The sequence below is a fragment of the Enterococcus sp. AN402 genome (genome assembly GCF_040719405.1).
GTDB classification, from domain to species: domain Bacteria; phylum Bacillota; class Bacilli; order Lactobacillales; family Enterococcaceae; genus Enterococcus; species Enterococcus faecalis.
In genome coordinates this window covers 1,698,454-1,721,678 of record NZ_JBFDTM010000004.1, presented here as the reverse complement: position 1 = coordinate 1,721,678, position 23,225 = coordinate 1,698,454, and the positions used below count along the sequence as shown (strand labels likewise).

At 35.4% G+C, this 23,225-nt stretch carries 26 protein-coding genes, 1 tRNA gene, 1 other RNA gene and 1 pseudogene; 24 read left to right on the top strand and 5 right to left on the bottom strand.

Annotated elements, in window-relative coordinates; genetic code table 11:
• Positions 1 to 186 precede the first annotated feature (186 nt).
• The 16 genes and pseudogenes from AB1I62_RS09790 (at position 187) to hemH (ending at position 14,116) form a co-directional block, all read left to right on the top strand.
• On the top strand, positions 187 to 3,084 hold the full coding sequence (locus AB1I62_RS09790; protein ID WP_025188808.1) for a tape measure protein: 2,898 nt from the start codon (positions 187 to 189) through the stop codon (positions 3,082 to 3,084).
• Positions 3,074 to 3,808 carry a tail protein gene (locus AB1I62_RS09785; protein WP_025188809.1) on the top strand — a complete coding sequence of 245 codons (735 nt, stop codon included), beginning with the start codon at positions 3,074 to 3,076 and terminating at the stop codon, positions 3,806 to 3,808. Before AB1I62_RS09790 ends, AB1I62_RS09785 begins: the two co-directional genes overlap by 11 nt.
• Complete coding sequence (locus AB1I62_RS09780; RefSeq protein ID WP_174107156.1) at positions 3,790 to 6,597, top strand: phage tail spike protein; 2,808 nt, start codon at positions 3,790 to 3,792, stop codon at positions 6,595 to 6,597. Before AB1I62_RS09785 ends, AB1I62_RS09780 begins: the two co-directional genes overlap by 19 nt.
• An 18-nt stretch (positions 6,598 to 6,615) precedes the next feature.
• Positions 6,616 to 7,499 (top strand): annotated as a pseudogene (locus AB1I62_RS09775) (phage baseplate upper protein).
• Entirely contained in the window at positions 7,492 to 8,088 is a 597-nt protein-coding gene (locus tag AB1I62_RS09770; RefSeq protein ID WP_002357045.1) for a hypothetical protein, read from the top strand. Before AB1I62_RS09775 ends, AB1I62_RS09770 begins: the two are co-directional and overlap by 8 nt.
• A complete protein-coding gene (locus AB1I62_RS09765) occupies positions 8,085 to 8,372 on the top strand; it encodes a collagen-like protein (RefSeq protein ID WP_002357046.1) in 288 nt (95 codons plus the stop codon). Before AB1I62_RS09770 ends, AB1I62_RS09765 begins: the two co-directional genes overlap by 4 nt.
• Positions 8,372 to 8,863, top strand: coding sequence for a hypothetical protein (locus AB1I62_RS09760; RefSeq protein WP_002364194.1), 492 nt, complete (start codon positions 8,372 to 8,374; stop codon positions 8,861 to 8,863). Before AB1I62_RS09765 ends, AB1I62_RS09760 begins: the two co-directional genes overlap by 1 nt.
• A 13-nt stretch (positions 8,864 to 8,876) precedes the next feature.
• Positions 8,877 to 9,197: a hypothetical protein gene (locus tag AB1I62_RS09755; RefSeq protein ID WP_002389262.1), complete on the top strand. Its 321-nt coding sequence runs from the start codon at positions 8,877 to 8,879 to the stop codon at positions 9,195 to 9,197.
• A 1-nt stretch (position 9,198) separates the two neighbouring features.
• Positions 9,199 to 9,354: an XkdX family protein gene (locus AB1I62_RS09750; protein WP_002364192.1), complete on the top strand. Its 156-nt coding sequence runs from the start codon at positions 9,199 to 9,201 to the stop codon at positions 9,352 to 9,354.
• Between the two features lie 34 nt (positions 9,355 to 9,388).
• Positions 9,389 to 9,610, top strand: coding sequence for a hypothetical protein (locus AB1I62_RS09745; RefSeq protein WP_002364191.1), 222 nt, complete (start codon positions 9,389 to 9,391; stop codon positions 9,608 to 9,610).
• The gene (locus tag AB1I62_RS09740; RefSeq protein ID WP_002384371.1) at positions 9,603 to 9,836 is read left to right on the top strand and encodes a phage holin; all 234 of its coding nucleotides are present in this window, start codon (positions 9,603 to 9,605) and stop codon (positions 9,834 to 9,836) included. Before AB1I62_RS09745 ends, AB1I62_RS09740 begins: the two co-directional genes overlap by 8 nt.
• A complete protein-coding gene (locus AB1I62_RS09735; RefSeq protein ID WP_010707378.1) occupies positions 9,837 to 11,078 on the top strand; it encodes a LysM peptidoglycan-binding domain-containing protein in 1,242 nt (413 codons plus the stop codon).
• A gap of 836 nt (positions 11,079 to 11,914) precedes the next feature.
• The gene (locus tag AB1I62_RS09730; protein WP_002357053.1) at positions 11,915 to 12,115 is read left to right on the top strand and encodes a cold-shock protein; all 201 of its coding nucleotides are present in this window, start codon (positions 11,915 to 11,917) and stop codon (positions 12,113 to 12,115) included.
• Between the two features lie 70 nt (positions 12,116 to 12,185).
• Positions 12,186 to 12,437 (top strand): hypothetical protein, encoded by a 252-nt coding sequence (locus tag AB1I62_RS09725; protein ID WP_002357054.1) that lies wholly within the window; start codon positions 12,186 to 12,188, stop codon positions 12,435 to 12,437.
• A gap of 634 nt (positions 12,438 to 13,071) precedes the next feature.
• Positions 13,072 to 13,145: transfer RNA gene (locus tag AB1I62_RS09720), tRNA-Ile, on the top strand.
• A 29-nt stretch (positions 13,146 to 13,174) separates the two neighbouring features.
• Entirely contained in the window at positions 13,175 to 14,116 is a 942-nt protein-coding gene (gene hemH, locus AB1I62_RS09715) for a ferrochelatase (RefSeq protein ID WP_002364185.1), read from the top strand.
• A 296-nt stretch (positions 14,117 to 14,412) separates the two neighbouring features.
• On the opposite strand, the gene AB1I62_RS09710 is transcribed toward hemH, so the two are convergent.
• Positions 14,413 to 14,538 (bottom strand): hypothetical protein, encoded by a 126-nt coding sequence (locus AB1I62_RS09710; protein ID WP_002364184.1) that lies wholly within the window; start codon positions 14,536 to 14,538, stop codon positions 14,413 to 14,415.
• Between the two features lie 302 nt (positions 14,539 to 14,840).
• Between AB1I62_RS09710 and AB1I62_RS09705 the strand changes: the two genes are divergently transcribed.
• The 5 genes from AB1I62_RS09705 (at position 14,841) to AB1I62_RS09685 (ending at position 18,367) form a co-directional block, all read left to right on the top strand.
• On the top strand, positions 14,841 to 15,242 hold the full coding sequence (locus tag AB1I62_RS09705; RefSeq protein WP_236545681.1) for a type II secretion system protein: 402 nt from the start codon (positions 14,841 to 14,843) through the stop codon (positions 15,240 to 15,242).
• A complete protein-coding gene (gene comGF, locus AB1I62_RS09700; RefSeq protein ID WP_002357060.1) occupies positions 15,232 to 15,666 on the top strand; it encodes a competence type IV pilus minor pilin ComGF in 435 nt (144 codons plus the stop codon). Before AB1I62_RS09705 ends, comGF begins: the two co-directional genes overlap by 11 nt.
• The gene (gene comGG / locus AB1I62_RS09695) at positions 15,666 to 16,019 is read left to right on the top strand and encodes a competence type IV pilus minor pilin ComGG (RefSeq protein WP_002360027.1); all 354 of its coding nucleotides are present in this window, start codon (positions 15,666 to 15,668) and stop codon (positions 16,017 to 16,019) included. The genes comGF and comGG overlap by 1 nt, the downstream gene beginning before the upstream one ends.
• Positions 16,020 to 16,147: 128 nt before the next feature.
• Positions 16,148 to 17,155, top strand: a complete 1,008-nt coding sequence (locus tag AB1I62_RS09690) for a class I SAM-dependent methyltransferase (RefSeq protein ID WP_002357063.1) — start codon at positions 16,148 to 16,150, stop codon at positions 17,153 to 17,155.
• Positions 17,156 to 17,179: 24 nt separating this feature from the next.
• Positions 17,180 to 18,367 carry an acetate/propionate family kinase gene (locus tag AB1I62_RS09685; RefSeq protein ID WP_002357064.1) on the top strand — a complete coding sequence of 396 codons (1,188 nt, stop codon included), beginning with the start codon at positions 17,180 to 17,182 and terminating at the stop codon, positions 18,365 to 18,367.
• A 111-nt stretch (positions 18,368 to 18,478) separates the two neighbouring features.
• On the opposite strand, the gene AB1I62_RS09680 is transcribed toward AB1I62_RS09685, so the two are convergent.
• The 4 genes from AB1I62_RS09680 to AB1I62_RS09665 form a co-directional block, all read right to left on the bottom strand.
• On the bottom strand, positions 18,479 to 18,952 hold the full coding sequence (locus tag AB1I62_RS09680; protein ID WP_002357065.1) for a universal stress protein: 474 nt from the start codon (positions 18,950 to 18,952) through the stop codon (positions 18,479 to 18,481).
• A 177-nt stretch (positions 18,953 to 19,129) separates the two neighbouring features.
• On the bottom strand, positions 19,130 to 19,462 hold the full coding sequence (locus tag AB1I62_RS09675) for a hypothetical protein (RefSeq protein WP_002357068.1): 333 nt from the start codon (positions 19,460 to 19,462) through the stop codon (positions 19,130 to 19,132).
• A gap of 7 nt (positions 19,463 to 19,469) precedes the next feature.
• Positions 19,470 to 19,663, bottom strand: a non-coding RNA gene (ssrS, locus tag AB1I62_RS09670) — 6S RNA.
• A 72-nt stretch (positions 19,664 to 19,735) separates the two neighbouring features.
• Positions 19,736 to 21,013, bottom strand: a complete 1,278-nt coding sequence (locus AB1I62_RS09665; protein ID WP_129193819.1) for a replication-associated recombination protein A — start codon at positions 21,011 to 21,013, stop codon at positions 19,736 to 19,738.
• 128 nt (positions 21,014 to 21,141) lie between these two features.
• Here AB1I62_RS09665 and AB1I62_RS09660 point away from each other — a divergent pair, with 128 nt between their 5' ends.
• From AB1I62_RS09660 to prmA, 3 genes are read left to right on the top strand one after another with little or no spacing between them, the layout of a single operon-like run.
• A complete protein-coding gene (locus AB1I62_RS09660) occupies positions 21,142 to 21,819 on the top strand; it encodes a DNA-3-methyladenine glycosylase (protein WP_349581209.1) in 678 nt (225 codons plus the stop codon).
• Entirely contained in the window at positions 21,776 to 22,261 is a 486-nt protein-coding gene (locus AB1I62_RS09655; RefSeq protein ID WP_131750529.1) for a DUF3013 family protein, read from the top strand. Before AB1I62_RS09660 ends, AB1I62_RS09655 begins: the two co-directional genes overlap by 44 nt.
• Before the next feature lie 15 nt (positions 22,262 to 22,276).
• Positions 22,277 to 23,224 (top strand): 50S ribosomal protein L11 methyltransferase, encoded by a 948-nt coding sequence (gene prmA / locus AB1I62_RS09650; protein WP_002357075.1) that lies wholly within the window; start codon positions 22,277 to 22,279, stop codon positions 23,222 to 23,224.
• The last annotated feature ends 1 nt before the right edge of the window (position 23,225 follow it).

Here is a 23,225-nt window from a genome sequence, read left to right as displayed (position 1 = left end):
AAGTTCGCTTCTTGAGAATGGGTGGACTTTAAACGAGATCGAAAACACAGATTTAAACGAGCTTTTGAAAATTTACGCATTTAAAGATGCTGTAGAAGAATTTGAAAATATCAAATATCTTGATGAAAATACTATGTTCTAAGAGGTAGGGGGTACTTTTTGAACAATGAAGACTTAGTCTTAAAAATGATACTGGATGAATCTGGCTTTTCACAAGGATTAAATTCAGCAGTAAAAAAGTTACAAGGCTTTGATGTTGAAGTTGATAGAACAGGACAAAAAGGCGGCCGATCTCTTGGGAACATATGGACGTCGTTTGTTGGTAACTTTTTAGCCAGCGGAGCTACTAAAATCATTTCAAAAGGAATTGGGCTGATTACCAGTAATATTGACGGAGCTATCAATCGTGTAGATACGTTAAACAACGCAAATCGCGTATTTGAAAATATGGGCTTTTCAGCTGGCGAAACATCAAAAACAATGGATAGCTTAAAGAAGAGCATCCAAGGGTTGCCTACGCCGTTAGATAGCGCTATTAAAGGTGTTCAATTAATCGCTTCGTCTACAAACGACTTAGGGAAGTCAGAACAAATTTTTGCAGCTTTAAATAATGGAATTCTCGGTTTTGGTGGTTCTGCTGAGATGGTAGAAAATGCTATTATTCAGCTTTCACAGTCATTTTCTAATGGTAAAGTAGATGCTGAAACTTGGAATTCAATGATCAATAGTGGTTTAGGACCAGCGTTAAACGCTTTAGCAAAACAAATGGGATTAACAGCTGGACAGATGAAAGCAGGGCTTTCTGATGGCTCAATTTCAGTTGAAGAATTTCAAGATGCTTTAATCAGATTAAATAAAGAAGGCGGTGGCGGTCTTAAATCATTAGAACAGATTGCTAAAGATTCTACCGCTGGTATTAAAACAGGTTTAGCTAACATGAAAACTGCGATCGTTCGTGGTGTGGCCAACGTTGTAACTAAAATTGACGAAGGCTTAAAAAGTGCAGGTTTTGGAAGTATTAGTGAAATCATTGCTGACAAAGGGGCAAAAATGGAAGCAGCTTTATCTAAATTTGCCGAGATGATTCCGCCAATGATTAAAACAGTCAAAACATTGTATGATACGTTAAAACCTTATGCACCATTGCTTGCAGGTTTAGCTGGCAGTATTGGAACGTTGATGCTTGCTAAAAAAGTAAGTGCAGCATTCACGGCTTGGCAAAAAGCAACAGAAGGATTATCAATTGCGCAAGCGATACTTAATTCAACTATGTTGGCGAATCCATTTGTCGCTATTTTAGCTGCAGTTGTAGGTTTAGTTACAGGATTTATTTATCTTTGGAAGACTAACGAAGGGTTTAGGGATGCTGTTAAAAATATTTGGAAAAATATACAAGAATTTATTTCTAGTGCCGCAGAAACAGTTGTGAAAGCTTGGGATTCCACAATGGAATTTTTCAGCAACATGTGGGATGGCACAAAAGAGGCTTTTTCGAATGCTGGAACATGGATGAAAGAAGCACCTGGGAATGCAGCCGAATGGGTTAAAAATAAGTGGAACGGTACCAAGGAATTTTTCAGTGGACTTTGGAATTCAACAAAAGAAGGCTCAAAAAATACATGGGAAAATATTAAACAAAGTGCTGCTGACAGTGCTAAAAGTGTTGGAGAAAGTTTTAAAAATGGCTTTGATAATGTGAAAGATTGGTTTAAGGGTGTTGGAAAATCAATATCAGATGTTTTCACAACAGCATTTGATTTTGTTTGGAAATATATTGGTCCATATGTAACAGGAATCAAAAATGCGTTTAAAATGGTTGTTAACGCTATGAAAGCGAACATTGAAAATGTCAAAATGATCGCTGAAAATGTCGTTACTATTCTAAAAAATGTTCTGTTAGCTCCAATACTTTTCATCACATCAATGATTACAGGTGGATGGGAAGAAGCAAAAGAGAACATGATTGCTGTCTGGGATAATATTGCTGAAGCAGCTCAAACAATTTGGTTTGGTATTAAAAATATCTTTTATAACACAGTCACAGCTATTTCCTATTCAGTCACTTCTATTTTCAATGGATTGATGTTGACAATTAAAAAGATTTGGATTGATGTGAAGTTATTTTTCACCTTACTCTGGATTGACATTAAATATGGAGCGATCAACGTTTGGATTGAAATTAAATATTCTATCATCGAAACGTGGATAAATATTAAATTTGAAGCAATTAGAATATGGGAAAGTTTGAAAACTTGGTTCTTTGAAACAGTAGAAAACATTAAAAATGGTGTAATTGATGGTTGGAATAACTTAAAACAAGGCACAGTTGATACATTTAACGCAACTGTTCAATGGTTAAAAGATACCTGGAATAATTTTAAACAGTGGATTGTTGATCTTGTGACAGGTATAAAAGACGGCATCATTAACGGTTGGGAAAACTTAAAACAGGGAACAGTTAATATTTTCAACAATTTGGTACAAGGCGCTAAAAATGCGTGGAATAGTCTTAAAAGAAGCGTTAGTGATACAGTTGAAAATGTGAAGCAAACCTTTAATGATATGCGCCATATCGATTTATTTGAAATTGGTAAAAATATTATCCAAGGATTAGTTAACGGTATTGGTTCAATGATTGGTGCTGTGAATAAAAAAATTAAAGAAGTTGCTGGTAATATTAAAGAAAAAATCAAAGGTGCTTTAGGCATTCATTCACCTTCAAGATGGATGCGGGATATGATTGGTAAAAATATTGTATTAGGTGTTGTAGCTGGTATTGACCAAGAAAAAGGAACGCTTGACAAATCAGTGAAAAAAATGACCGATTTACCAACAGAGTTACCAAATTTTTCTACTACTGGCAGATATATCAACCAACAAGGAGCTCAAACAGAAAGCTTAGCTAAAAATAAAGGTAATGCTACGACTAATATTGGCGGTGATACTTTCAATATCAATATACAGGCTATGGGAAAATTAAATGAAAAACAATTAATGGATATGGCTAAAGACCTCGTTAAGTATATTCAAATTGTTAAAAATAGAGATAGTGATGCAACGGGGGGTGCTTTTGGTGGAATTTAAAAGAGGACAGTTTTTTCTTAATGGAAAACATAGTTCTGAATTCAATGTATTTATGAGAGAAAGACCTGAACGACTTTCTGCAGGACGTGTGGTAGAGATTAGGGAGCGAATGGGTAATGATTCAATAGCCGTTGATTTTGCATATTATAAAAATGTAGAACGTACCATTACATGCTATGCGAAAGCAAATACTTTACAAGAAGTTTCTTTTTTAGAAGATGAAATTTCCTTTTGGCTCGATATGGGAAACTATTCTGATTTTATTGTCTATTTTGATGAGCATTATATTTATCAGGCGATTGTAACGAGTCCACCAAAATTTACAGGAACAAGAAAAAGCGGGTTTTTAATTCCTTTTGAATTTACTGTAAGTATCCGACCTTTTAAGAAAAATCGTATTGGCCAATATTGGATAAGTAATCCTAATCAGTTAATCAATACAGAAAAATATCCTTCAGAACCCATTATTCAGATTTTGGGGTCTGGGGATATTTCTTTTTTTATCAATAATCAATCATATTCATTAAAAGCAATTAACGGTGACATCATTATAGATTCAGAAAAACAAGAAGCTTATAGAAAATCAGGCGGAGCATTTGAAATATTGGATCATAAAACACTTTTTAAAGATTATCCGATTTTAAAATGTGGAGAGAATAATTTTCGCTGGACTGGTAAAGTAACAGAGTTTAAGGTTCAGCCGAATTGGAGGCGAAAGGTTTGATTCCAGTTATTTTTAAACCTGGAGAAAAAGATTTTTCAACAAATGGATTAGGACGTCTTGTTGATGCGACACGTTGCGAAATCACTGAAGAAGCAAACGGAAAATATGAACTAGAAATGGACTATCCAGCGATTAGCAGATTTAGTGATTATTTCGAAAATGGCTATCAAATTAAAGCAAAGCCAAATGACTTAGAAGAATACCACATTTTTGAGATCAAACAAACGTTTAAAGATACTTTTACTAATAGCATTGTTATTTATGCCCAATCTCGTACTTATAAGCTAGGAAACAGACAAGTGAGGCTAGTAACAGTTGATAATCGTAATGGTGCAGAAGCAATGAAATTAATCGAACAGAACATGGACGAACCTTGTGATATCAAACTATATTCTGATATAAATACAGCTTCTAGCACTACATTTGAAGCTAGAAATGTATTGAATTGTATTGCAGGGGAACAAGGTTCTCTACTTCAATACTGGGGCGGAGAAATAAAACGAGAGCCTTTTAAATTATCTTTGCTAAGGCGTAGAGGACGAGATAACGTTGGAACTGTTCGTTATGGTAAAGATTTAAAAGGATTAACCATTAAATTTGATTGGCAATCAATTGTTACTAAAGTTTTGCCATTTGCAGAGCTTCAAAGTGGAGCAGACGGAACTTCTCAACGGATTTATGGAAATGCAGTTAAAAGCGAATATATCAGTAAGTATCCTGATGTTTACGCTCAATACATTCAGTTTACTGAAGATCAAGGAGTAAAAGATATAGCTAGCTTAAATAAAGTGGCAAGTAAATACTTCACTACATTATATCCAGGAAGTGATAAGCCTAAAGTTTCTATTGAATTAGAAATTGAGAAACTTACAGATTCAGAAGAAGCAAAAGAATTTGCTAAGATGCGTAACTATAATTTATTCGATACATTCACTGTATACCACAAGCTTTATGATATTGACATTCAAACGAAAGTTACAGGAATTGTCTATGATGCTTTAGCAGAAAAAACAATAAAAATCACTGCGGGAGATATCCAAGTTGCTTTTTATAAACAGCAAAGCCAAGACTTTCAAGAAGCTATAAAAACATTGACAAAAAAAGAGTATATGAGTGATTTTGTAGATTATATTACTAATTTGATTAACGGTGTTGAAGGTGGAAGTATACTTCAATATCCTAAAAATCGACCTAATACCCATTATTACTTAGATACGGAATCCACGGATACTGCAAAAGATGTGATTGCAATTAATAACAAAGGAATTGGATTCTCAAGAACTGGTTGGAAAGGTCCATTTAAAAATGCGTGGGGAATTAATGGAGTATTGAATGCGGACTTTATAGGAGCTGGCAAAATAAAATCTAATATTTTTGAAACATCATTTAATAGCTGTGGAGATATTTTACGTATGGTAAACGGTACTTTACAAGCTTGGAATAATAAGAAAAAAATCATGGAATTAACTAAAAAAGGGATGGAGTTTTGGAATGGTAATAGTCACGTTGGCACGATGGGAACAAAGGGAAATCCTTTTCCAGGGTTAGCAGATAAAAATGGAAATCCTGTAGTTTCTGATGGGAATTCATTACTATTAGTCGCAGATAATCCCCAAAAAATTATTGGTTTGTCTAACCAATCAGGCACAGGACATTTAATTACTGGTCCTACACAGTTTTTTGTTGGAAATAATTTTAACTTTTTTGGTCCAAATGGAAGTAAAGCAATTCTGACAGTTGATCGATTGATTGTGGGCGGCAAAGAAGTTATACCTGGTCAAAATGGTGGTGGCGGTTCTGGAGCTGGAACAGGTGGTTATCCATCAGAAGTTACAAGCGATGCAGATAAATTTGCTTGGGACTTATGGAGTTACCTATTAGCTAACGGATACAGCAAAGCAGCTGCTGCAGGTATCCTTGGAAATGTACAAGGAGAAGTTGGTCCAAGTTTGAACCCAGATACCGAACAAATAGGCGGTCCAGCTTACGGATGGGTTCAATGGGACGGTTCAGCATATCCATTGGTAGGCGCACCAACTTGGAATGGCCGAGAATATGTACAACGCTTAATCGCAGCTGCAGGTATCAAACAAGACTATAGGACGTCATTAGCCCAAGCTCAATTAATTAATTGGTGTATGTTCAATGGGCAATGGTTAGGACAAGTAAGTCCATTAACAGTTGATGAATTTAAAGTTGTCAGCTCGCCTAAAACAGCTGCTTATGCGTTTGAATTAAACTTTGAACGTCCAGCTGCAGCACATCCAGAAAGACAAACCTATGCACAAGTATGGTATGACAAATTCAAAGATTTGAAAGCTTCTACTGCAACAGGAAAAGCTGGCATAGAACATTTGGAGACCTTAATGGGCAAATGGCTTGGTAATGGGCAATGTTATGCCGTTCCAGCCGAATATTCTGGTTTTATGGGCGGCTGTGGTTTAGGTGCAGGAACAATTTATGGCTTTTCACATGTAATTGGTGATACATCATCTGCTGCAGATATTGGTGAAGCATATGATTGGAATGCGGTAGGTTGGCGAGTAATCCAAAATCCAACGTATCAAGATTTAGTGGTAGGAGCAATCGTCAATATTAGACGAGGTGGCCAATGGGGAACAGGTTGGACAGTAGACCCAACATATGGTCACACGGGCGTGATTTACGGCTTAAATAACGGACGTATCCAAACCATAGAACAGAACGCCGAGCAAGGGCAAATTGTCGCAAAATATGACCGATTATATTTTGCTAATTCTATTCAATCGATTGTTATTCCACCAAAATAACGAAAGGAGGATTTTTCAATGGTTAAATGGCAAGCAACGCTAAGTACAACTGAACCTTACAATTACATTGGGATTCAGAATGTACGACAAGGAAATCGAAACACAGAAGTCTTAGAAGCCATACTAGTTGAAAATGCTTTGCCACTTGATTTAACAGGTTGCGAAGTTTTTTTTGAATCGGTTATTGATAATAAATATCCGATTCAACGTTCAGCAAAAATTGTGAATGCCAAAAAAGGGATTATTCAGTATACCTTTGATGAATATTCTATGCAGTCGTTACACAGACAAGAAGCATATTTCAGTATTCATAAAGGTGATAACCTGATTGGTGCAACGCAAAACTTTTCTTACTTTGTAGTGAATGCTGCTTCGAAAACAGAAGGTGAAATGGGTTCTTATTGTGGCAGTCCATTGAAGATTTAATCGCGGACATGAACGCTTTTATCAACGAAAATAAGGGTGATTTTACTGATTGGATGAATGCTAGAAAAGAAGAGTTCGAAGCGTGGCGAGATGCGCAAAAAACAGATTTCACTTCATGGTTCGAATCAATCAAAGATATTTTAAAAACGATTGATCCTGGCGGTACGATGTTAGCCGAGCTAATGGATGCACGTGTAGACATTCAAGGAGTGCGCCATAATTCAATTTCTGAACGTTTATTGGCAGATATGGAATATTTGTATCAGAAATTAGAGAAACGCTTATATACGTTAGAATATGGCGAAATAAGTGACTTGATTATTTTACAAGATGATGCTTTTTCACTGAATCATGAAACAGAAATTGTTGGAACAGTTGATTATCCTGCGATCGATGGGGCATTGGTTATCGCAACAGTTGATGATACAAAACAGAACGCTTATGTGTTTGAAAAAGTGGGTGAAATAAGTGGTTAAAGCAAAACGAATGATGGAAACCGATGAAAATGGCGTGGAACGTCAGTTTTATCCTATTACACATGCATCCGCTGTTCGAGGATTAGAAAAAATTATTGCGGGTCAATCAAAAGTATTATCTGTTAATGGATATACTGGGGCAGTAATTATCACTAAAGCAGATCTAGGCTTAGAAAATGCACTGACAGAACTTCCTTATGCGACAGAAGAAACAGACGGTATTATCACTGCTGAAATGTTTCAACGGTTGTCAAATGGCGAGGGAGGCGTGTACATTCTTCCAATCGCTACCGCAGATGAACTGGGCGGAATAAAGGTTGGCCAACTGTTAGAAATTACAGAAGACGGAACGTTGTCTGCGGTAAAGCAAACAGATCAAAATTTCACCACTGAACTAAAATCGAAACTGGAAGAGTTGAAAGGTTATACTGCTGGAGCGAATATTTCTATTTCAGAAGATGGTGTTATTTCAGCAACTGGTGGTGGCGATGGCGGCGGAGTGAATCAACAATATGTTGACCAAAAAGTTCAAGAAGCCATTGACAGAATACCTGATATTACGTTTGAGAGAGTAGGGGAAGTTGAATGACAGATATTGTTAAAGTAAAACAAGGAGGAACACAGGTATTTCCTCAAACACATTGGAATGCTGTGGAAGGGAAACCAGAAGTATTGAAAGGTGAAAAGGGAGACCCAGGTCCACAAGGTCCAAAAGGAGATAAAGGAGACGTTGGTCCGCAAGGTCCAGCAGGGCAAAATGCAACAACGACAGACGTTGCAACCTCAATAAAAAATGGCTTGATGTCTAAAGAAGATAAAACAAAGCTAGATGGATTGCCAGCAATTACGTTTGAAAAGGTAGGGGAAGTGTAATGACAACAGATATTGTTCAATTAAAAGAAAAAGGAAAACCAGTCTATCTTAAAACACATACTGCCGCAATTGATGGGCTTGAATCTTATATAAAAAAAATAGATGCGGACAAAGCATATCAAAAAATTACCAAAAAAGAACCGTTGTGGACAGGTGCATGGTATGGCGGAGCTGCAGGAAATGGGCAAGTACCTTCTAAGTCTCTTTCACAGTGTGAGAATGGTTGGATTTTACAATGGCAAGAATATACCAAAGAAGGAGCTTTGAACGGTGCGTGTTATCACTTTTTCTTAGTGCCTAAACAGCATGCGCAGAATCCAGGTTCTGGGGGAGTTATTTTCCTTTTACATGGATACTATACTAATTTAGTACGGAAATATTTATATATTAAGGATACTAAAATTACTGGAAACGACTTAAATGCCTCTTCTAGTGATACGGCTGGTTCAGGCAGTAAAATGTTTGCGTTAAGTGCGATTTATGAATACTAGGAGGAAAGAGAACATGAAAATTTGGATTGATGATATTCAAGGTTATTTAGACGGATATTCCACAATGGAACAACCGAATAAAATTGAACTTGAAGTAGAAAAAGAGCCAACAGATTTTTTTAATTATCGCTGGGACGGAACAAGCTTAATATACGATCCTGATAATGTGCCAGAACCAGAGCCAACGCCACCTACGGAATTGGAACTTTTACAAAAGCAAAATGCGGAATTAATGAAGCAAGTTTCTCAGCAGAATCAAGTTATTCAACAAACACAAAGAATGACTGGCGAATTGATGAAACAAGTCGCTGAACTTACGAAAGGAGCGGAATAAGATGAAAACGAATGCTTTTCCAGGTTTCGATAATATTAAACAGTTGTATGATTGGAATTGTTATACAAAACAAGATTTAGTAGATTACGTGAATATGAATTGCTTAACAAAAGAAGAATATACAAAAATTTGTGGAGAACCGTTTAGCGAAAGCTAAGCGGTTTTTCTTGTAAGTAGAAAGTAGGTGCAGGATGAACTTAACAGTAGAACAATGGTTAGCAGTGATTACATTCTTAGGGGGAATTATTTTCGCATTAATGAAATTTTATCATGTCTTTTCTCAATTAGAAGATAGCATGAAAGAACTAAAGGAAGCTGTTGAACGTTTAAATAACCATGAAATACGCATTAGCCGATTGGAAGAGCAAAATAAAACCCTCTTTAGAGGGATTGGAGGAAATAAAAATGATTAATTGGAAATCAAGAATAAAGAACAAACAATTTTGGCTTTCGATTATTCCAGCAGTTCTATTATTAATTCAAGTAGTAGCAGTTCCTTTTGGATATAAATTTCAAATTGAAATGATTAATAAGCAACTGTTAGATGTTGTTAATGCATTATTTGTTGTGCTAACTATTCTAGGTATTGTGACAGATCCCACAACACCTGGATTATCAGATAGGAAAGGAGATAAATAAATGAAAAAGAAACTATTGGCAACGTTACTGGTAGTCTTATTTTTTGTATCACCAATTAGCACATTTGCTGCAAAAGGAGACCAAGGCGTTGATTTGTCTATTTGGAATGGGTATCAAGCAACATTTGGTTATGCACATGATAAATTTTCAATTTCACAAATTGGTGGGCAAAACAACTATGGGATTTATGATCAAGTTACTTATTCTAGTCAAGTAGCTAGTACGATTGCTCAAGGTAAACGAGCGCATACCTATGTATGGTGGCAAAACGTCCTTACCTACGAAAATGCAAAGCAAGTATTAGATTACTTTTTACCTAAAGTTCAAACACCAAAGGGATCAATTGTCGCCTTAGATGCGGAAGACGGCGTTCAATCGACGGATGTAACGCTATGGGCGTTAGACTATATCAAAGAGGCTGGATATACACCGATGCTTTACGGATACAAAGGGTATCTTACTTCATCTTATGATTTATCACGAATTGCAAAGAAGTATCAATTATGGATGGCAGAATATCCAGATTATGAAGTGACACCTTATCCAAATTACAATTATTTTCCTTCATTTGAAAATATCGGTATTTTTCAGTTCACGTCAACCTACGTTGCAGGAGGGCTAGATGGTAACGTTGATTTAACAGGTATTACTGATAATGGTTATACAAAGAATAACCAACCAGCAACAAACACACCAGCTATTGAGGAAGGTAAAGAAGTAGAAAATACGCCAAGTTCCGATGTTAAAGTGGGCGACACTGTTAAAGTGAAATTTAATGTTGATGCTTGGGCAACTGGCGAAGCTATTCCGCAATGGGTAAAAGGAAACAGCTATAAAGTACAAGAAGTAACTGAGAGCAGAGTATTGCTTGAAGGTATCTTGTCATGGATCAGCAAAGGCAATATTGAATTATTGCCAGATGCGGCAACTGTTCCTGATAAACAACCAGAAGCGACTCATGTGGTACAATACGGCGAAACATTATCAAGCATTGCTTATCAATACGGAACAAACTATCAAAGATTGGCTGCATTAAATGGATTGACAAATCCAAATCTTATTTACCCTGGCCAAATTTTGAAAGTAAATGGATCAGTAGTAAGCAACATTTACACAGTTCAATACGGTGATAATTTATCAAGTATTGCAGCTAAGCTTGGTACGACTTATCAAACCTTAGCTGCATTAAACGGATTAGCAAATCCTAACTTGATTTATTCTGGTCAAACATTGAGCTATTGATTTTTTGCAAAATCGGTTGAAATTTAGAGGTACCTCATTTACAATAGAGTTACCTTTTCATATTATGACTCTTTTCGATTTAGAAAAGAGGTGCTCCTATCTTATGCCAAGTCCTTAGGTAGGAGCATTTTAATTTTACTCATACGTAGCTTAGTTTAAAGCTATTGTATTACATAAGAAAACACCTACCACAGATGCACGTACTTCCCCAAGCAGTTGTCTGTGCGGTAGGTGTTTTTTTAGATTTTACTTGTTAATCATAACCGATTTTCTTTTTTTATAACAAGGTTAAGCTTGAATTTATGAAAAGGATAATGTGTACGGAATTTATCCTAATAAAAAATAGAATTAGCCTATTTCTAAGCTACTATTACTTGAGAACAGTTTCCTTTTAAATAAGTGGAAAATTGTAGTACAGCTACTTTAGCGATATTCCTTAATATCCCAGTTCTAATTTAAAGCCAAACACAATTTTGTTAATAAGTTGTGAATAATTTTATTGGTTGAATTAACAAAACTAATTTGCTAGAATAATAAAGCAATTACTTGTAGTAAAAGACTACAGGCCCCTTGTATCATAATTGTGCAAGGGGGTTTTTGTATCGTATATTTATATTTCATGTCTAGAGTAGATGGATTATAACCTTTTTATAGTATTGGTCCATCATGTTTTAATACACTCATTTGCTTTATAGGAAATAGTATGGTATTATAAATAAGTAATCAATTTTGACATGTAACGAGAGCGCTATACATAAGACTATAATTCTCCTTTTGCTTATCAAACATTTTTTGCAACAAATCGCATACAGGGTATGCACAAGGAGGAAACATATATGAACAACGGTACAGTAAAGTGGTTTAACTCAGACAAAGGTTTTGGATTTATTACAGGTGAAGATGGCAATGACGTATTTGCTCATTTTTCAGCAATTCAAGCGGATGGTTTTAAGTCATTAGAAGAAGGACAAGCAGTAACTTTTGATATTGAAGAAGGACAGCGCGGTATGCAAGCTGTTAATATTTTTAAAGCATAATAAAGGTTTTGGTAAAACGTTCCAATTTAATTGGAACGTTTTTTTATAAGATTAAATTGATAGGCTCTGAATGTTGAAAGCGAAAGGAGATCATCATATGGGATTTGGAAAATGGAAAGAAATTATACCATCAGATAAAAGTAAACAGTTTGAAGAAGGACAGAAAGTATCATTTATTTACAGAAAAGAAATTAGAAGTGGTATAATAGCTGTTTTATTAATTAATTCAGCAGTAATTAATATTATAGACAGTTCTAAGCCAAAAAACAAAAAAGAAAAAACAGTAATTAGTTATGAGAAACTATTATCGATGTATCAATAAAAAGACCCTAGTTTAGATTAGGGTCTTTGTGTTAAACTTAAGACAAGGATTTATGGCATACTCTTTTTTCTAAACATATTCTTTACTTGTTAAAGGATCTGTTATTTTTATTTAAAAATTGTTAGCTAGTTAGAGCAAATGGTTCGTAATCATTCGGTTGATTGTTCGAATTTATCATAGTAGTTAAAACGAAATTATCTTGTGTATATAGAAAACACCTACTGAAGACGCACAATACTTCCCCAAGTTGTGTATGTTTAGTAGGTGTTTATTTATAATTGTATATTTGAATTATAAATAAAATACAATTGTTTTGTAAAATGAAAACTTGAAATTTAAAAAAGAAAGCGGTAAAATATCTTTACCAAACAATTTTATTTTTCATTTTATTACTACCTCTTGTCGCCTTACCCCAATGAGGCGGCTTTTTTTACATAAAAATATTGAACTAAAAAAATAGATATTGTAAAATATCTATACATATTTAAACTCTTATTTTTTCACGCAGACCGCCTTTTCTCAATAAGGTGGTCGTTTTTTTTGTTGAAAATTGAAAATCAGTAAAGTAAAATTGTTATATATTAAGCTATAACTAGTAAGAACTATTTTATCCCCAATAAGCTAGTTATTACTTGGACCATTAGCTCAGCTGGTTAGAGCAAACGGCTCATGACTATTCGGTCGATGGTTCGAATTCATCATGGTCGATAATAGAATTAGACAGGTAGTGAATTATTTTGAAAAGAACAGGAATTCTCTTAGTGAATTTAGGAACACCAAAAGATTCTTCCAAGACGGAAGTAAGGAAGTATTTAAAAACTTTTTTATCAGATAGAAGAGTAATAAAAATACATCCTATAATTTGGAAACCGATTTTGAACGGTATTATCTTGAATATACGTCCAAAAAAATCAGCAAAACTCTATCAAAAAATTTGTACTGAAAATGGATTTCCTCTTTTGGAATATACTGAGAAACAAATGGAAAATTTGAAAAATATATGTCCAGAAGTGGAAGTTACAATCGGAATGTCATATAGTGAACCGAGTATAGAAACTGCTCTAGATACATTATTATCAAAAGAGATTGAAGAACTCAATGTCATACCAATGTATCCGCAATACTCTGGGACAACGGTAGGATCGGTGTTTGATTCCGTTATGAATTATTTTATAAAAAGTGATAGGATAGTGGATATTAAATTTATTCGATCATTTTACAATAATCCACAGTATATAGATTACTTTTCAAAAAAAATAAATGAAGCTTTGAATGAAAGTCCAATAGATGCTATCGTTTTTTCATACCACGGAATTCCTATGTCTTATGTAAAAGATGGGGATAACTACCCGAAGGAATGTACTAAAACAACAAAATTAATAATGGATAAATTAGGAGATATTCGTTATTATCAAACCTATCAATCGAAATTTGGGCCATCTGAATGGTTAAAACCAGCAACTGATGATACCTTGAAAAAATTACCATCAAAAGGTATTAAAAATATATTAATTGTTGCACCAGGTTTTGTTGTAGACTGTCTAGAAACAATAGAAGAATTGGAACACGAAAACAGAAACTATTTTTTAGAAAATGGCGGGGAAGTCTACAAATATGTTCATCCATTTAATGGAGATATTGAATTTGCAAAATTAGTAAAGGACATTATTTCTTTGTAGTAATTTGTTTTAGTTTTTTATTTTAGTTTGAATTTGTTAAACAATTTATTCAGGGTTTGCACGAATATATTTACTGGTATAGCATATAGTAGAATTAAGCAAAAATTAAACGGCTTATCTCCAGTTCAGTTTAGGAAATAAGCCGCTTAAAAAAGCTTGATTTTTTTGCACTGCAGTTCGAGTCCTGTATGGTCCATAAAAATACGTTGTATGAAAAGTCAATTCTTTTTAGATATTTTTGACTTCCCAATTTGATATACTGCGGAAAGTATCTGAGAATTTATTTAACACATTTTTTATTTACTAAAGAAAGTAAAGATCAGAGCTGTGCAAATAGAAATGATTAAAAACATCCCAATATCATCATCTAATGTTTCAAAAACTTCAACAGGTTTCATAAAATGTTTAATTATTTTTTTCATTGTATTCACCTCAAAAAGAGAATAGAATGAAATATTCTACTTATCCATTGATATATCTAACGATTGACTTACAAAATTGAAATAAAAGTCTAAAAGTCAGTTGGTGTGATTATTATTATAATACAAAAAAGACCTCCATTCTTTTAAGAATAAGGTCTTTTTTTCGTAGTCGCCTTCTAGGCAAACTAATTCAGTTAGCCGTATTCTAAACTCAATAAAATGTCAAATACTCATAGGTGTATTTTTACCACAAAATTTACCACAGATTTGCGGTATTATTTACATATCTTAGATTATTAAAAATGACAAAACAGCTATTTAATGCGTATTGTATGATTTTTTTGTTCCTTAAATTGTTATGGAATTTCAGATGGGGAGTGGCAAATATACGAAGAAAATTAACTATTTATAGCGGTTTTATTTTATTAGAGAGTCTCGTTAGTTTTAGTATTGTATGTGTGATAGCAGGGATATTCTCCCTGACTATTACACAATTAATTCAGCAAAATTATCAACGGGAGCAAGAATTAACGCGCACTCGTCTAGGATACGAAGCAATTTTATTTTTAGAGCAGACGGGTGATTTACGTTTCAAAGAGCGGATATATCAAGGAGAAACTTACCGATTTTCTTTGATGGAGAACAAGGGAAGAAGGATACTAAAAGTCACAGATTCAAGAGGAGCGATTTTGATTGGTCAATAAAAAATATGCGGGTTTTACGATGTTAGAGTGTTTAGTGGCACTAGTCGTTTTAAGTTGTATGTGTCAATTGTTTCAGTTGATGATTCAACAAAGTTTTATCGGAAATCAATATTTGAAAAACAATGATTCGAAATCCTGGCATATTTTTTTAATTCAATTAGAAAAAGAATGTCAAAAGCTCGTTTTCCAAACAGGCTCTGCTCAAGAGATTTCTTTCCTCGACTCAGAAACAAACAAGACTATTTCAATTCAAATCAAAGAAGATAAAATTATTAAGCGAGTCAATGGTAAAGGCTATCAACCGCTGTTAATTGGTATCAAAAATGGACAGTTTAAAAATGAAGGACAATCGTTTACTTTGGAAGTTACTTTTACTTCTGGAAAAACATTTGATAGTTTTTTTCCGATAAAGGGAGAATTTTAATGAGGCAAAAATATTCAGGAAACTTATTGTTCACGGCCATGGCCTTTGTTTATTTGATGAGTTTTCTCGCCCTTCAGTTACTAGAAGAACGTCAGTTAACACAAAAATTTACGCAAGCTACCCAGGAATACTATGCAGGGAAAAGTATCCTTCATTTATTTCTTGCAGATGTTAAACAAAATAGACGAAAGTTAAAAACAGAAGAAAGGCTCGTATACGCGCAAGTGACCCTCGATTATACATACAAAAATGAACAATTAAGAATAACTGTTTTATTAAACAAATCTGGTCGAAAATACCAATATCAAGAGAGAGTTTCTCATCAAAAAAAAGCGGAAACAATACTGGAATAGCGTTGTTTTTCTACAAATTATTAGATTTTAGAAGAAAGACAGTAAAGGCATTGATTATTCTTTCTTTTTTCGTTAAAATAAAACAGGTATGGAAGTTGTTACATTTTGAATAGAATAGAGGTGCTAATTTGTTCCCAGAAAAAATTGAAGAGGCTTTCGAGCCAATGGAACAAGCAATCCAGTTATTGCAACAGTCATTGGATACTTCTTTTTTAGATGCGTATATTGAAAATGGTGAAAATATTTTAGATGATTTTCAAGTACGAGTACTTGACGGAGTACCTAATCCAGAGACAGTGAAACAATTAGAAACGCTGTATCATACGATTAAAAAAATTGATTTAGCTCCTGAAGATGTGCGACGCTTGTCCCAATTACTTTTGTTAAAAGGAACGAGAAAAGAGCAGCTTCAAGCAAATCATCAATTGACGCCAGACGGTATTGGCTTTTTGTTTGTTTATTTAGTAGAACAATTAACAAATAAATCAGAGCCATTAAAAATTTTAGATCCTGCTTCAGGAATGGGAAATTTACTGTTAACGGTTCTGCTGAACCTTGAAACAGCTGGTTACAAAGTTTCTGGTTATGGTGTGGATATCGATGAAACACTTTTGGCAGTATCTTCTGTGAACAATGCTTGGTCACAAGCCAATATTCAGTTGTTCCATCAAGACGGATTGCAAGATTTGTTATTGGATCCAGTTGATTTAGCATTAAGTGACTTGCCGATTGGCTATTATCCAAATGATGAGCGAGCGAAGGGATTTGCTGCTGCTGCTGAGGAAGGCCATAGTTATGCGCATCATTTATTAATGGAACAAGCCATGAAATACGTGAAGCCAGCAGGGTTTGGCTTATTCTTAATCCCGACCAATATTTTAGAGACTGAGCAAAGTGAATTCTTTAAAAATTGGTTGACAAAAAACGTCTATTTACAAGGAATGATACAGTTACCTGATGAATTGTTTAAGTCAGAACAATCACGTAAAAGTATCTTGCTTGTTCAAAACAAGGGTGCAGATGCTGAGCAAGTGAAGGAAGTTTTGTTAGCAAAACTTGCCTCTTTGAAAGATATCAATAAAGTAACGGAGTTCTTTAAACAATTTGAAGCTTGGAAAGCTTCAAATTTAAAATAAAATAGTAACGAAGAGGAGAAAATTATGTCTAAAACAATTGCAATTAATGCAGGTAGTTCAAGTTTAAAATGGCAATTATACCAAATGCCAAATGAAGAAGTGATCGCTAAAGGAATCGTTGAACGTATTGGCTTAAAAGATTCTATCTTCACAATTAAATATGGTGAAGGACAAAAATATGAAGTGATTGTTGATATTGATAACCATGAAGTGGCAGTAAAAATGTTACTAGACCAATTAATCGACTTAAACATTTTAGGTTCTTATGATGAAATTACTGGTGTTGGTCACCGTGTAGTTGCTGGTGGAGAAGAATTTAAAGATTCTGTTGTTATTACAGACGAAGTATTAGAAAAAATTGAAGCTTTATCTGAATTAGCACCTTTACACAACCCAGCGAATGCGATGGGGATTAAAGCATTTAAACATATCTTACCAGAAATCATTAGCGTGGCAGTCTTTGATACGTCGTTCCACACAACAATGCCAGAACACAACTATTTATATAGTGTACCGCGTGAATACTATGAAAAATTTGCTGCACGTAAATATGGGGCACATGGAACAAGTCATCGTTATGTCTCTCAACGTGCTGCAGAAATGTTAGGTCGTCCAATTGAAGACTTGAAAATTATCACTTGTCACTTAGGAAATGGTGCTTCAATCACTGCAGTTGATGGTGGTAAATCAGTCGATACATCAATGGGCTTCACTCCTCTTGCTGGTGTTACAATGGGGACTCGTTCAGGGGATGTTGATGCGTCACTATTGCCTTATTTAATGACAAAACTTGGCTTGACTGATGTACAAGACATGGTTGATATTTTAAACAAAAAATCTGGTTTATTAGGTTTAACAAATGGTTTATCAAGCGACATGCGCGATATTCAATCAAACTTAGATAAACCTGAAGTTCAAACAGCATACAACATTTTTATCGATCGTATTCGTAAATACATTGGTAGCTATGTCACTGTTATGAATGGCGTTGATGCGATTGTCTTTACTGCTGGAATCGGTGAAAATGCAGTTGGCGTTCGTAAAGATATTATTGATGGCATGACTTGGTTTGGTTGTGAAATCGATGATGACAAAAATAATGTACACGGTGAAGAAGCAGTTATCTCAACTGATGATTCAAAAATCAAGCTTCTATTAGTACCAACTGATGAAGAGTTAATGATTGCCCGTGACGTAGAACGTCTAAAATAATTAAACGAACACACCTTGTGAGACGCTCTCACAAGGTGTGCTTAATAGGTAAATAAGAAAAAACTGAGCCAACTATCAAAAGTGATAGTTGGCTCAGTTTTTTCTTATTTTTTATTTTTCTTCATTTTTTGGTAATTTGTTGTCTAAATCCGTCCGTACAACGAGAACATCGCAGCTAGCGTTACGGATAACTGATTCAGAGACAGAGCCAATAAATAAACGCTCAACGGCATTTAATCCAGTTGCTCCTAACATAATTAAATCAATGTTGTATTCTTTTGGTAATTCTTTGGCAATAATGTTCTTAGGAGAACCATAGGCTAGAACGCTAGAGACTTTTGTTTGTCCCATATCCACCGCTTGTTGTTGGTAGGTGTCTAAGGTTTCTTTTGCCATTGACATTGCTTCTTCTGCTAGCGCACCATCAAAAGAGGACACTGATTGGAAAGAGCGCGTATCAACAACATGTGCTAATAGTAATTCAGCATCGTTTCGTTTAGCGACGTTGACCGCTTTTTTAAAGGCTAAGTCTGCTTCGTCAGAACCATCGATTGCTATCATAATTTTTTGATATTGTTGTAACATAATAACCGCTCCTTTCAGCGTAAAAAAAATCATTAATTGTTTCTATAATAATTGTAAAACAAACAAAGAAAAAAAGAAACTGAAACCGCTTCTTTTTTTCTGAATATTGGCATTTTTTTGTAAAAAAAACTTCGTTCAAAAAAATCTTTTTGAACGAAGTTTTAAATTCATCGTCTTTTATGACATTTTTTTTGCAAAAGTTAAACTAAACAACGTTGAAAGTAATAAAACAAAAAAGATAAAACCAATTGACAATAACGGGCGATTAAAAATAGCCGCTAGAACACCTAGAATGGCGATAATCAAGTAATAACGCCCAAAACGTTCGATAAACTGTTGACTTTCTGTTGCAGTTTCTTTTTTTAAGAGTGGTAAAAAAGCTGCACTTTTCTTCATCAAATAATAACTGGCTACGCCTGTGACAACGGCGAGTAATAGTACGAGTATACGAATCATCTTGTCCTCCAAAAAAAAACAACTTGCCAGAGCAAATTGTTTAGAAATCTTCATAAAAATGGTAAAATCCGTCGATGCCGGTAATCGTCCTAGAGTATTGAACCCGCAAGATAAGCAGGTGGGTTCCTCGATCGCAGTATTGAACTACCAAAAGAAAAGGCATGTTACCAACTTTGATACAAGCAGGATCCCTAGATATCAATAAAAATGTTCGGTCAACACAGTGAAAGGACAACGCGTACATCACAGATTTACCATCTTTATAATAGCATACTCTCTCAAAATCGGCAACGAGATTGTTTCTTTTTTTGAAAGCGTATTATTTTGTTATTTTTTCTGTTTCCATTCTTGGATACGCTTGAGTTGCTGATGTAAGGCTTGTTCATATTTACCAATATCAATCGGTTCGTAATAACGTGCCTCTTTTAATTTGTCAGGTAAGTATTGCTGATTGACCCAACCGTTTTCAAAATTATGTGGGTATTGATAACCAATACCACGGTTTAATTCTTTGGCTCCAGCATAGTGGGCATCACGCAAATGATCAGGAACGTCTCCCGCAGAGCCTTGTCGAATATCTGCCAAAGCAGCATCAATCGCTGTGACTGCAGAATTTGATTTTGGCGATAAACATAAATCAATGACGACACTGGCTAGAGGAATCCTAGCTTCTGGAAACCCTAGCTTTTCGGCGGCTTGAACAGCGGTGACTGTCCGAGCGGCGGCCGCAGGATTCCCAAGACCGATATCCTCGTAAGCAATGACCATTAAACGACGACAAATAATCGGTAAATCACCTGCTTCAACTAAGCGACCCAAATAATGAAGTGCAGCATCTACATCGCTTCCTCGAATTGACTTTTGGAAAGCGGAAATCACGTCATAATGGGCATCGCCATCTTTATCATGGGTTAAGGCTTTTCGTTGCACGCACTCTTCAATAATCGGTAAGGTGATTTTAATTTCGCCTTGTTCATTTTTTGGTGTTGATTTAACAGCTAATTCTAGTCCATTTAGCGCACTACGTAAGTCACCGTTCGTTGCGCGTGTCAAATGTTGTAATGCTTTTTCTTCTAAGTGGACGGGATAATCGCCTAAGCCACGTGTACTATCGGTTAAGGCTTCTTGAATCGCTTGCTGAATGTCTGTTTCTGTTAAGGGCTTTACTTCAAAAATTTGCGTGCGACTACGAATCGCAGGGTTAATTGTAATATATGGATTTTCGGTAGTGGCTCCAATCATAATAATTCGTCCGTTTTCTAAATGAGGGAGCAAAAAATCTTGTTTTGTTTTATCTAATCGGTGAATTTCATCAAGCAGTAAAATCACTGTGCCACTCATTTTGGCTTCTTCAGCAACGATTTGTAAATCTTTTTTGGTGTCTGTGGCCGCGTTCAACATGCGAAAGGCATAATTTGTTGAACCAGCGATTGCGCTGGCAATACTTGTTTTACCAGTACCAGGCGGCCCATAAAGAATCATAGATGAAAGCATTTTGGCTTCGACCATCCGACGAATAATTTTACCAGGGCCGACTAAATGTTGTTGACCAACTACTTCGTCTAAGTGACGAGGTCGCATTCGATAGGCTAAAGGTTGTTGCATAAAAGGACCTCCTTTTTCATAATCATCTTATTATAACATAAAGAACGTACATTCGCTTTTTGGTGGTTTTTTGGGTTTTAGATGGATATAGCGGAAGGTTTCGTGTATGATAGGGAGTGGTGAAAGAAATGAAAGAAACGATAGATATCTTTAACACAAAAACAACTGAAGAAGTGGCACAATACTTGTTAGGGATGTATTTAGAGCACGAAACAGCAACAGGCGTTTTAGGTGGGTACATTGTGGATGCAGAAGCTTATTTAGGTCCTGATGATGAGGCGGCCCATAGCTTTGGCTTGAGAAAAACGCCACGCTTACAAGCCATGTATGACAAACCAGGCACGATTTATTTATATACTATGCACACGCATTTAATTTTAAATATGGTGACACAAGAGCAAGGCAAACCACAAGGGGTGATGATCCGCGCGATTGAACCTGTTGAAGGTGTCGACAAAATGATTGAAAATCGCCAAGGACGTCAAGGCGTGGAATTGACCAATGGACCAGGTAAATTAGTTGCAGCCTTAGGAATTGATAAGCAATTATATGGGCAGTCGATTTTTTCTAGTTCGTTACGGCTCGTGCCAGAAAAACGAAAATTTCCGAAAAAAATTGAGGCACTACCACGAATTGGAATTCCCAATAAAGGTCGTTGGACAGAGTTGCCTTTAAGATACGTCGTGGCTGGCAATCCATATATTTCTAAACAAAAAAGAACAGCAGTAGACCAAATAGATTTTGGCTGGAAGGATGAAGAAAATGAAAAAAGCAACAATACTCACATACTTAGAGGAACAACTTGAAAAACACTTAGCAGATTACGAAGTAGGACTTGATTGGGATCGTAAAAACCATACCATCGAAGTTATTGTTCGTTTATATGCAGAAAACAATGAGCAAGTGGCGATTGATGATGTTGATGGTACGCTTTCAGAAGAAGAATTCATTGAATTTGAAGATGGTTTGTTATTTTACAATCCGCAAAAGTCAGTCGTTGATGACGAAGAGTATTTAGTCACAATTCCTTATGAAGGAAAAAAAGGGCTACGCAAAGCAGTTTTAGACGGATTCATTCACTATTTAAAAGTGGTTTTAGATGAAGGGCAAAGTGATTTGTTAGACTTTTTATCAGATGAAACAGCGGAAGTTTTTGAATTGCATTGGGAGCCAGCAGATTTTGAAGCGATGATTAAAAAAGTGGCAGAAACAGAAAAAGAACAATGGATTGCGTATCCAAGTTATTAATTTAGAGGTGAGAACATGAAGTGGACAGAAGTAAAAGTAGAAACGGCTAGCGAAGCAGTTGAAGCAATTTCAAACATTATGATGGAAGCTGGTGCAAGTGGCGTGGCCATTGAAGATGCGTTGGACATTGAAAATTTTGAAAGTGATCTGTATGGGGAAATTTTAGATAAAGAGCAATTCACCCACATTAAAGAAGGGGCGATTGTGATGGCTTATTTTCCTGAAACAACCTTCTTACCAGAAATTTTACCATTTATGAAAGAAAATATTTTACGCTTGCCAGAGTACGGCTTATCCATTGGTAAAAACGAAATGACAATTAGTGAAGTAGCAGAAAGCGACTGGGCAACTGCTTGGAAAAAATATTATCATCCTGTCCGTGTCACACGATTCTTAACGATTGTGCCAAGTTGGGAAGCCTATCACGCACAAGATGAAGCAGAAAAAATTATCACATTGGATCCGGGCATGGCTTTCGGTACAGGCACGCATCCAACGACTCGTTTAACCTTGCAAGCTTTAGAAACTGTTTTACGTGGTGGCGAAACAGTTCTAGATGTAGGAACGGGTTCTGGTGTTTTGAGTATTGCAAGTCGCTATTTAGGGGCTAAAGACGTCTACGCATATGATTTAGATGAAGTAGCAGTTGCAGCGGCAAAAGAAAATATGGATTTAAATCCCATTGCGGCCGATGTTCATGTGTCAGCCAATGATTTACTAAAAGGGATTGACCATTCTGCTGATGTAATCGTCGCAAATATTTTGGCAGATATTATTGTGTTAATGATTGAAGATGCTTGGCGTTTGCTAAAACAAGACGGTACCTTCATTATTTCTGGAATTATTGAAGATAAAAAAGCAATGGTTTTAGAAGCACTAACGAAAGTCGGGTTTGTGGTGGACCAACTCTTTAATCAAGGCGATTGGTATGCGATTATCTTGAAGAAACCAGAGGAAGAGTAAA

Bases quoted from the DNA above. Each gene is read 5' to 3' on its own strand.
- AB1I62_RS09790 (WP_025188808.1), top strand. From the start codon at position 187: ATGATACTGGATGAATCTGGCTTTTCACAAGGATTAAATTCAGCAGTA.
- AB1I62_RS09765 (WP_002357046.1), top strand. From the start codon at position 8,085: ATGACAGATATTGTTAAAGTAAAACAAGGAGGAACACAGGTATTTCCT.
- AB1I62_RS09760 (WP_002364194.1), top strand. From the start codon at position 8,372: ATGACAACAGATATTGTTCAATTAAAAGAAAAAGGAAAACCAGTCTAT.
- AB1I62_RS09755 (WP_002389262.1), top strand. From the start codon at position 8,877: ATGAAAATTTGGATTGATGATATTCAAGGTTATTTAGACGGATATTCC.
- AB1I62_RS09750 (WP_002364192.1), top strand. From the start codon at position 9,199: ATGAAAACGAATGCTTTTCCAGGTTTCGATAATATTAAACAGTTGTAT.
- AB1I62_RS09745 (WP_002364191.1), top strand. From the start codon at position 9,389: ATGAACTTAACAGTAGAACAATGGTTAGCAGTGATTACATTCTTAGGG.
- AB1I62_RS09740 (WP_002384371.1), top strand. From the start codon at position 9,603: ATGATTAATTGGAAATCAAGAATAAAGAACAAACAATTTTGGCTTTCG.
- AB1I62_RS09735 (WP_010707378.1), top strand. From the start codon at position 9,837: ATGAAAAAGAAACTATTGGCAACGTTACTGGTAGTCTTATTTTTTGTA.
- AB1I62_RS09730 (WP_002357053.1), top strand. From the start codon at position 11,915: ATGAACAACGGTACAGTAAAGTGGTTTAACTCAGACAAAGGTTTTGGA.
- AB1I62_RS09725 (WP_002357054.1), top strand. From the start codon at position 12,186: ATGTTGAAAGCGAAAGGAGATCATCATATGGGATTTGGAAAATGGAAA.
- AB1I62_RS09710 (WP_002364184.1), bottom strand. From the start codon at position 14,538: ATGAAAAAAATAATTAAACATTTTATGAAACCTGTTGAAGTTTTTGAA.
- AB1I62_RS09705 (WP_236545681.1), top strand. From the start codon at position 14,841: ATGACAAAACAGCTATTTAATGCGTATTGTATGATTTTTTTGTTCCTT.
- comGG (WP_002360027.1), top strand. From the start codon at position 15,666: ATGAGGCAAAAATATTCAGGAAACTTATTGTTCACGGCCATGGCCTTT.
- AB1I62_RS09685 (WP_002357064.1), top strand. From the start codon at position 17,180: ATGTCTAAAACAATTGCAATTAATGCAGGTAGTTCAAGTTTAAAATGG.
- AB1I62_RS09680 (WP_002357065.1), bottom strand. From the start codon at position 18,952: ATGTTACAACAATATCAAAAAATTATGATAGCAATCGATGGTTCTGAC.
- AB1I62_RS09675 (WP_002357068.1), bottom strand. From the start codon at position 19,462: ATGAAGATTTCTAAACAATTTGCTCTGGCAAGTTGTTTTTTTTTGGAG.
- AB1I62_RS09665 (WP_129193819.1), bottom strand. From the start codon at position 21,013: ATGCAACAACCTTTAGCCTATCGAATGCGACCTCGTCACTTAGACGAA.
- AB1I62_RS09660 (WP_349581209.1), top strand. From the start codon at position 21,142: ATGAAAGAAACGATAGATATCTTTAACACAAAAACAACTGAAGAAGTG.
- AB1I62_RS09655 (WP_131750529.1), top strand. From the start codon at position 21,776: ATGAAAAAAGCAACAATACTCACATACTTAGAGGAACAACTTGAAAAA.
- prmA (WP_002357075.1), top strand. From the start codon at position 22,277: ATGAAGTGGACAGAAGTAAAAGTAGAAACGGCTAGCGAAGCAGTTGAA.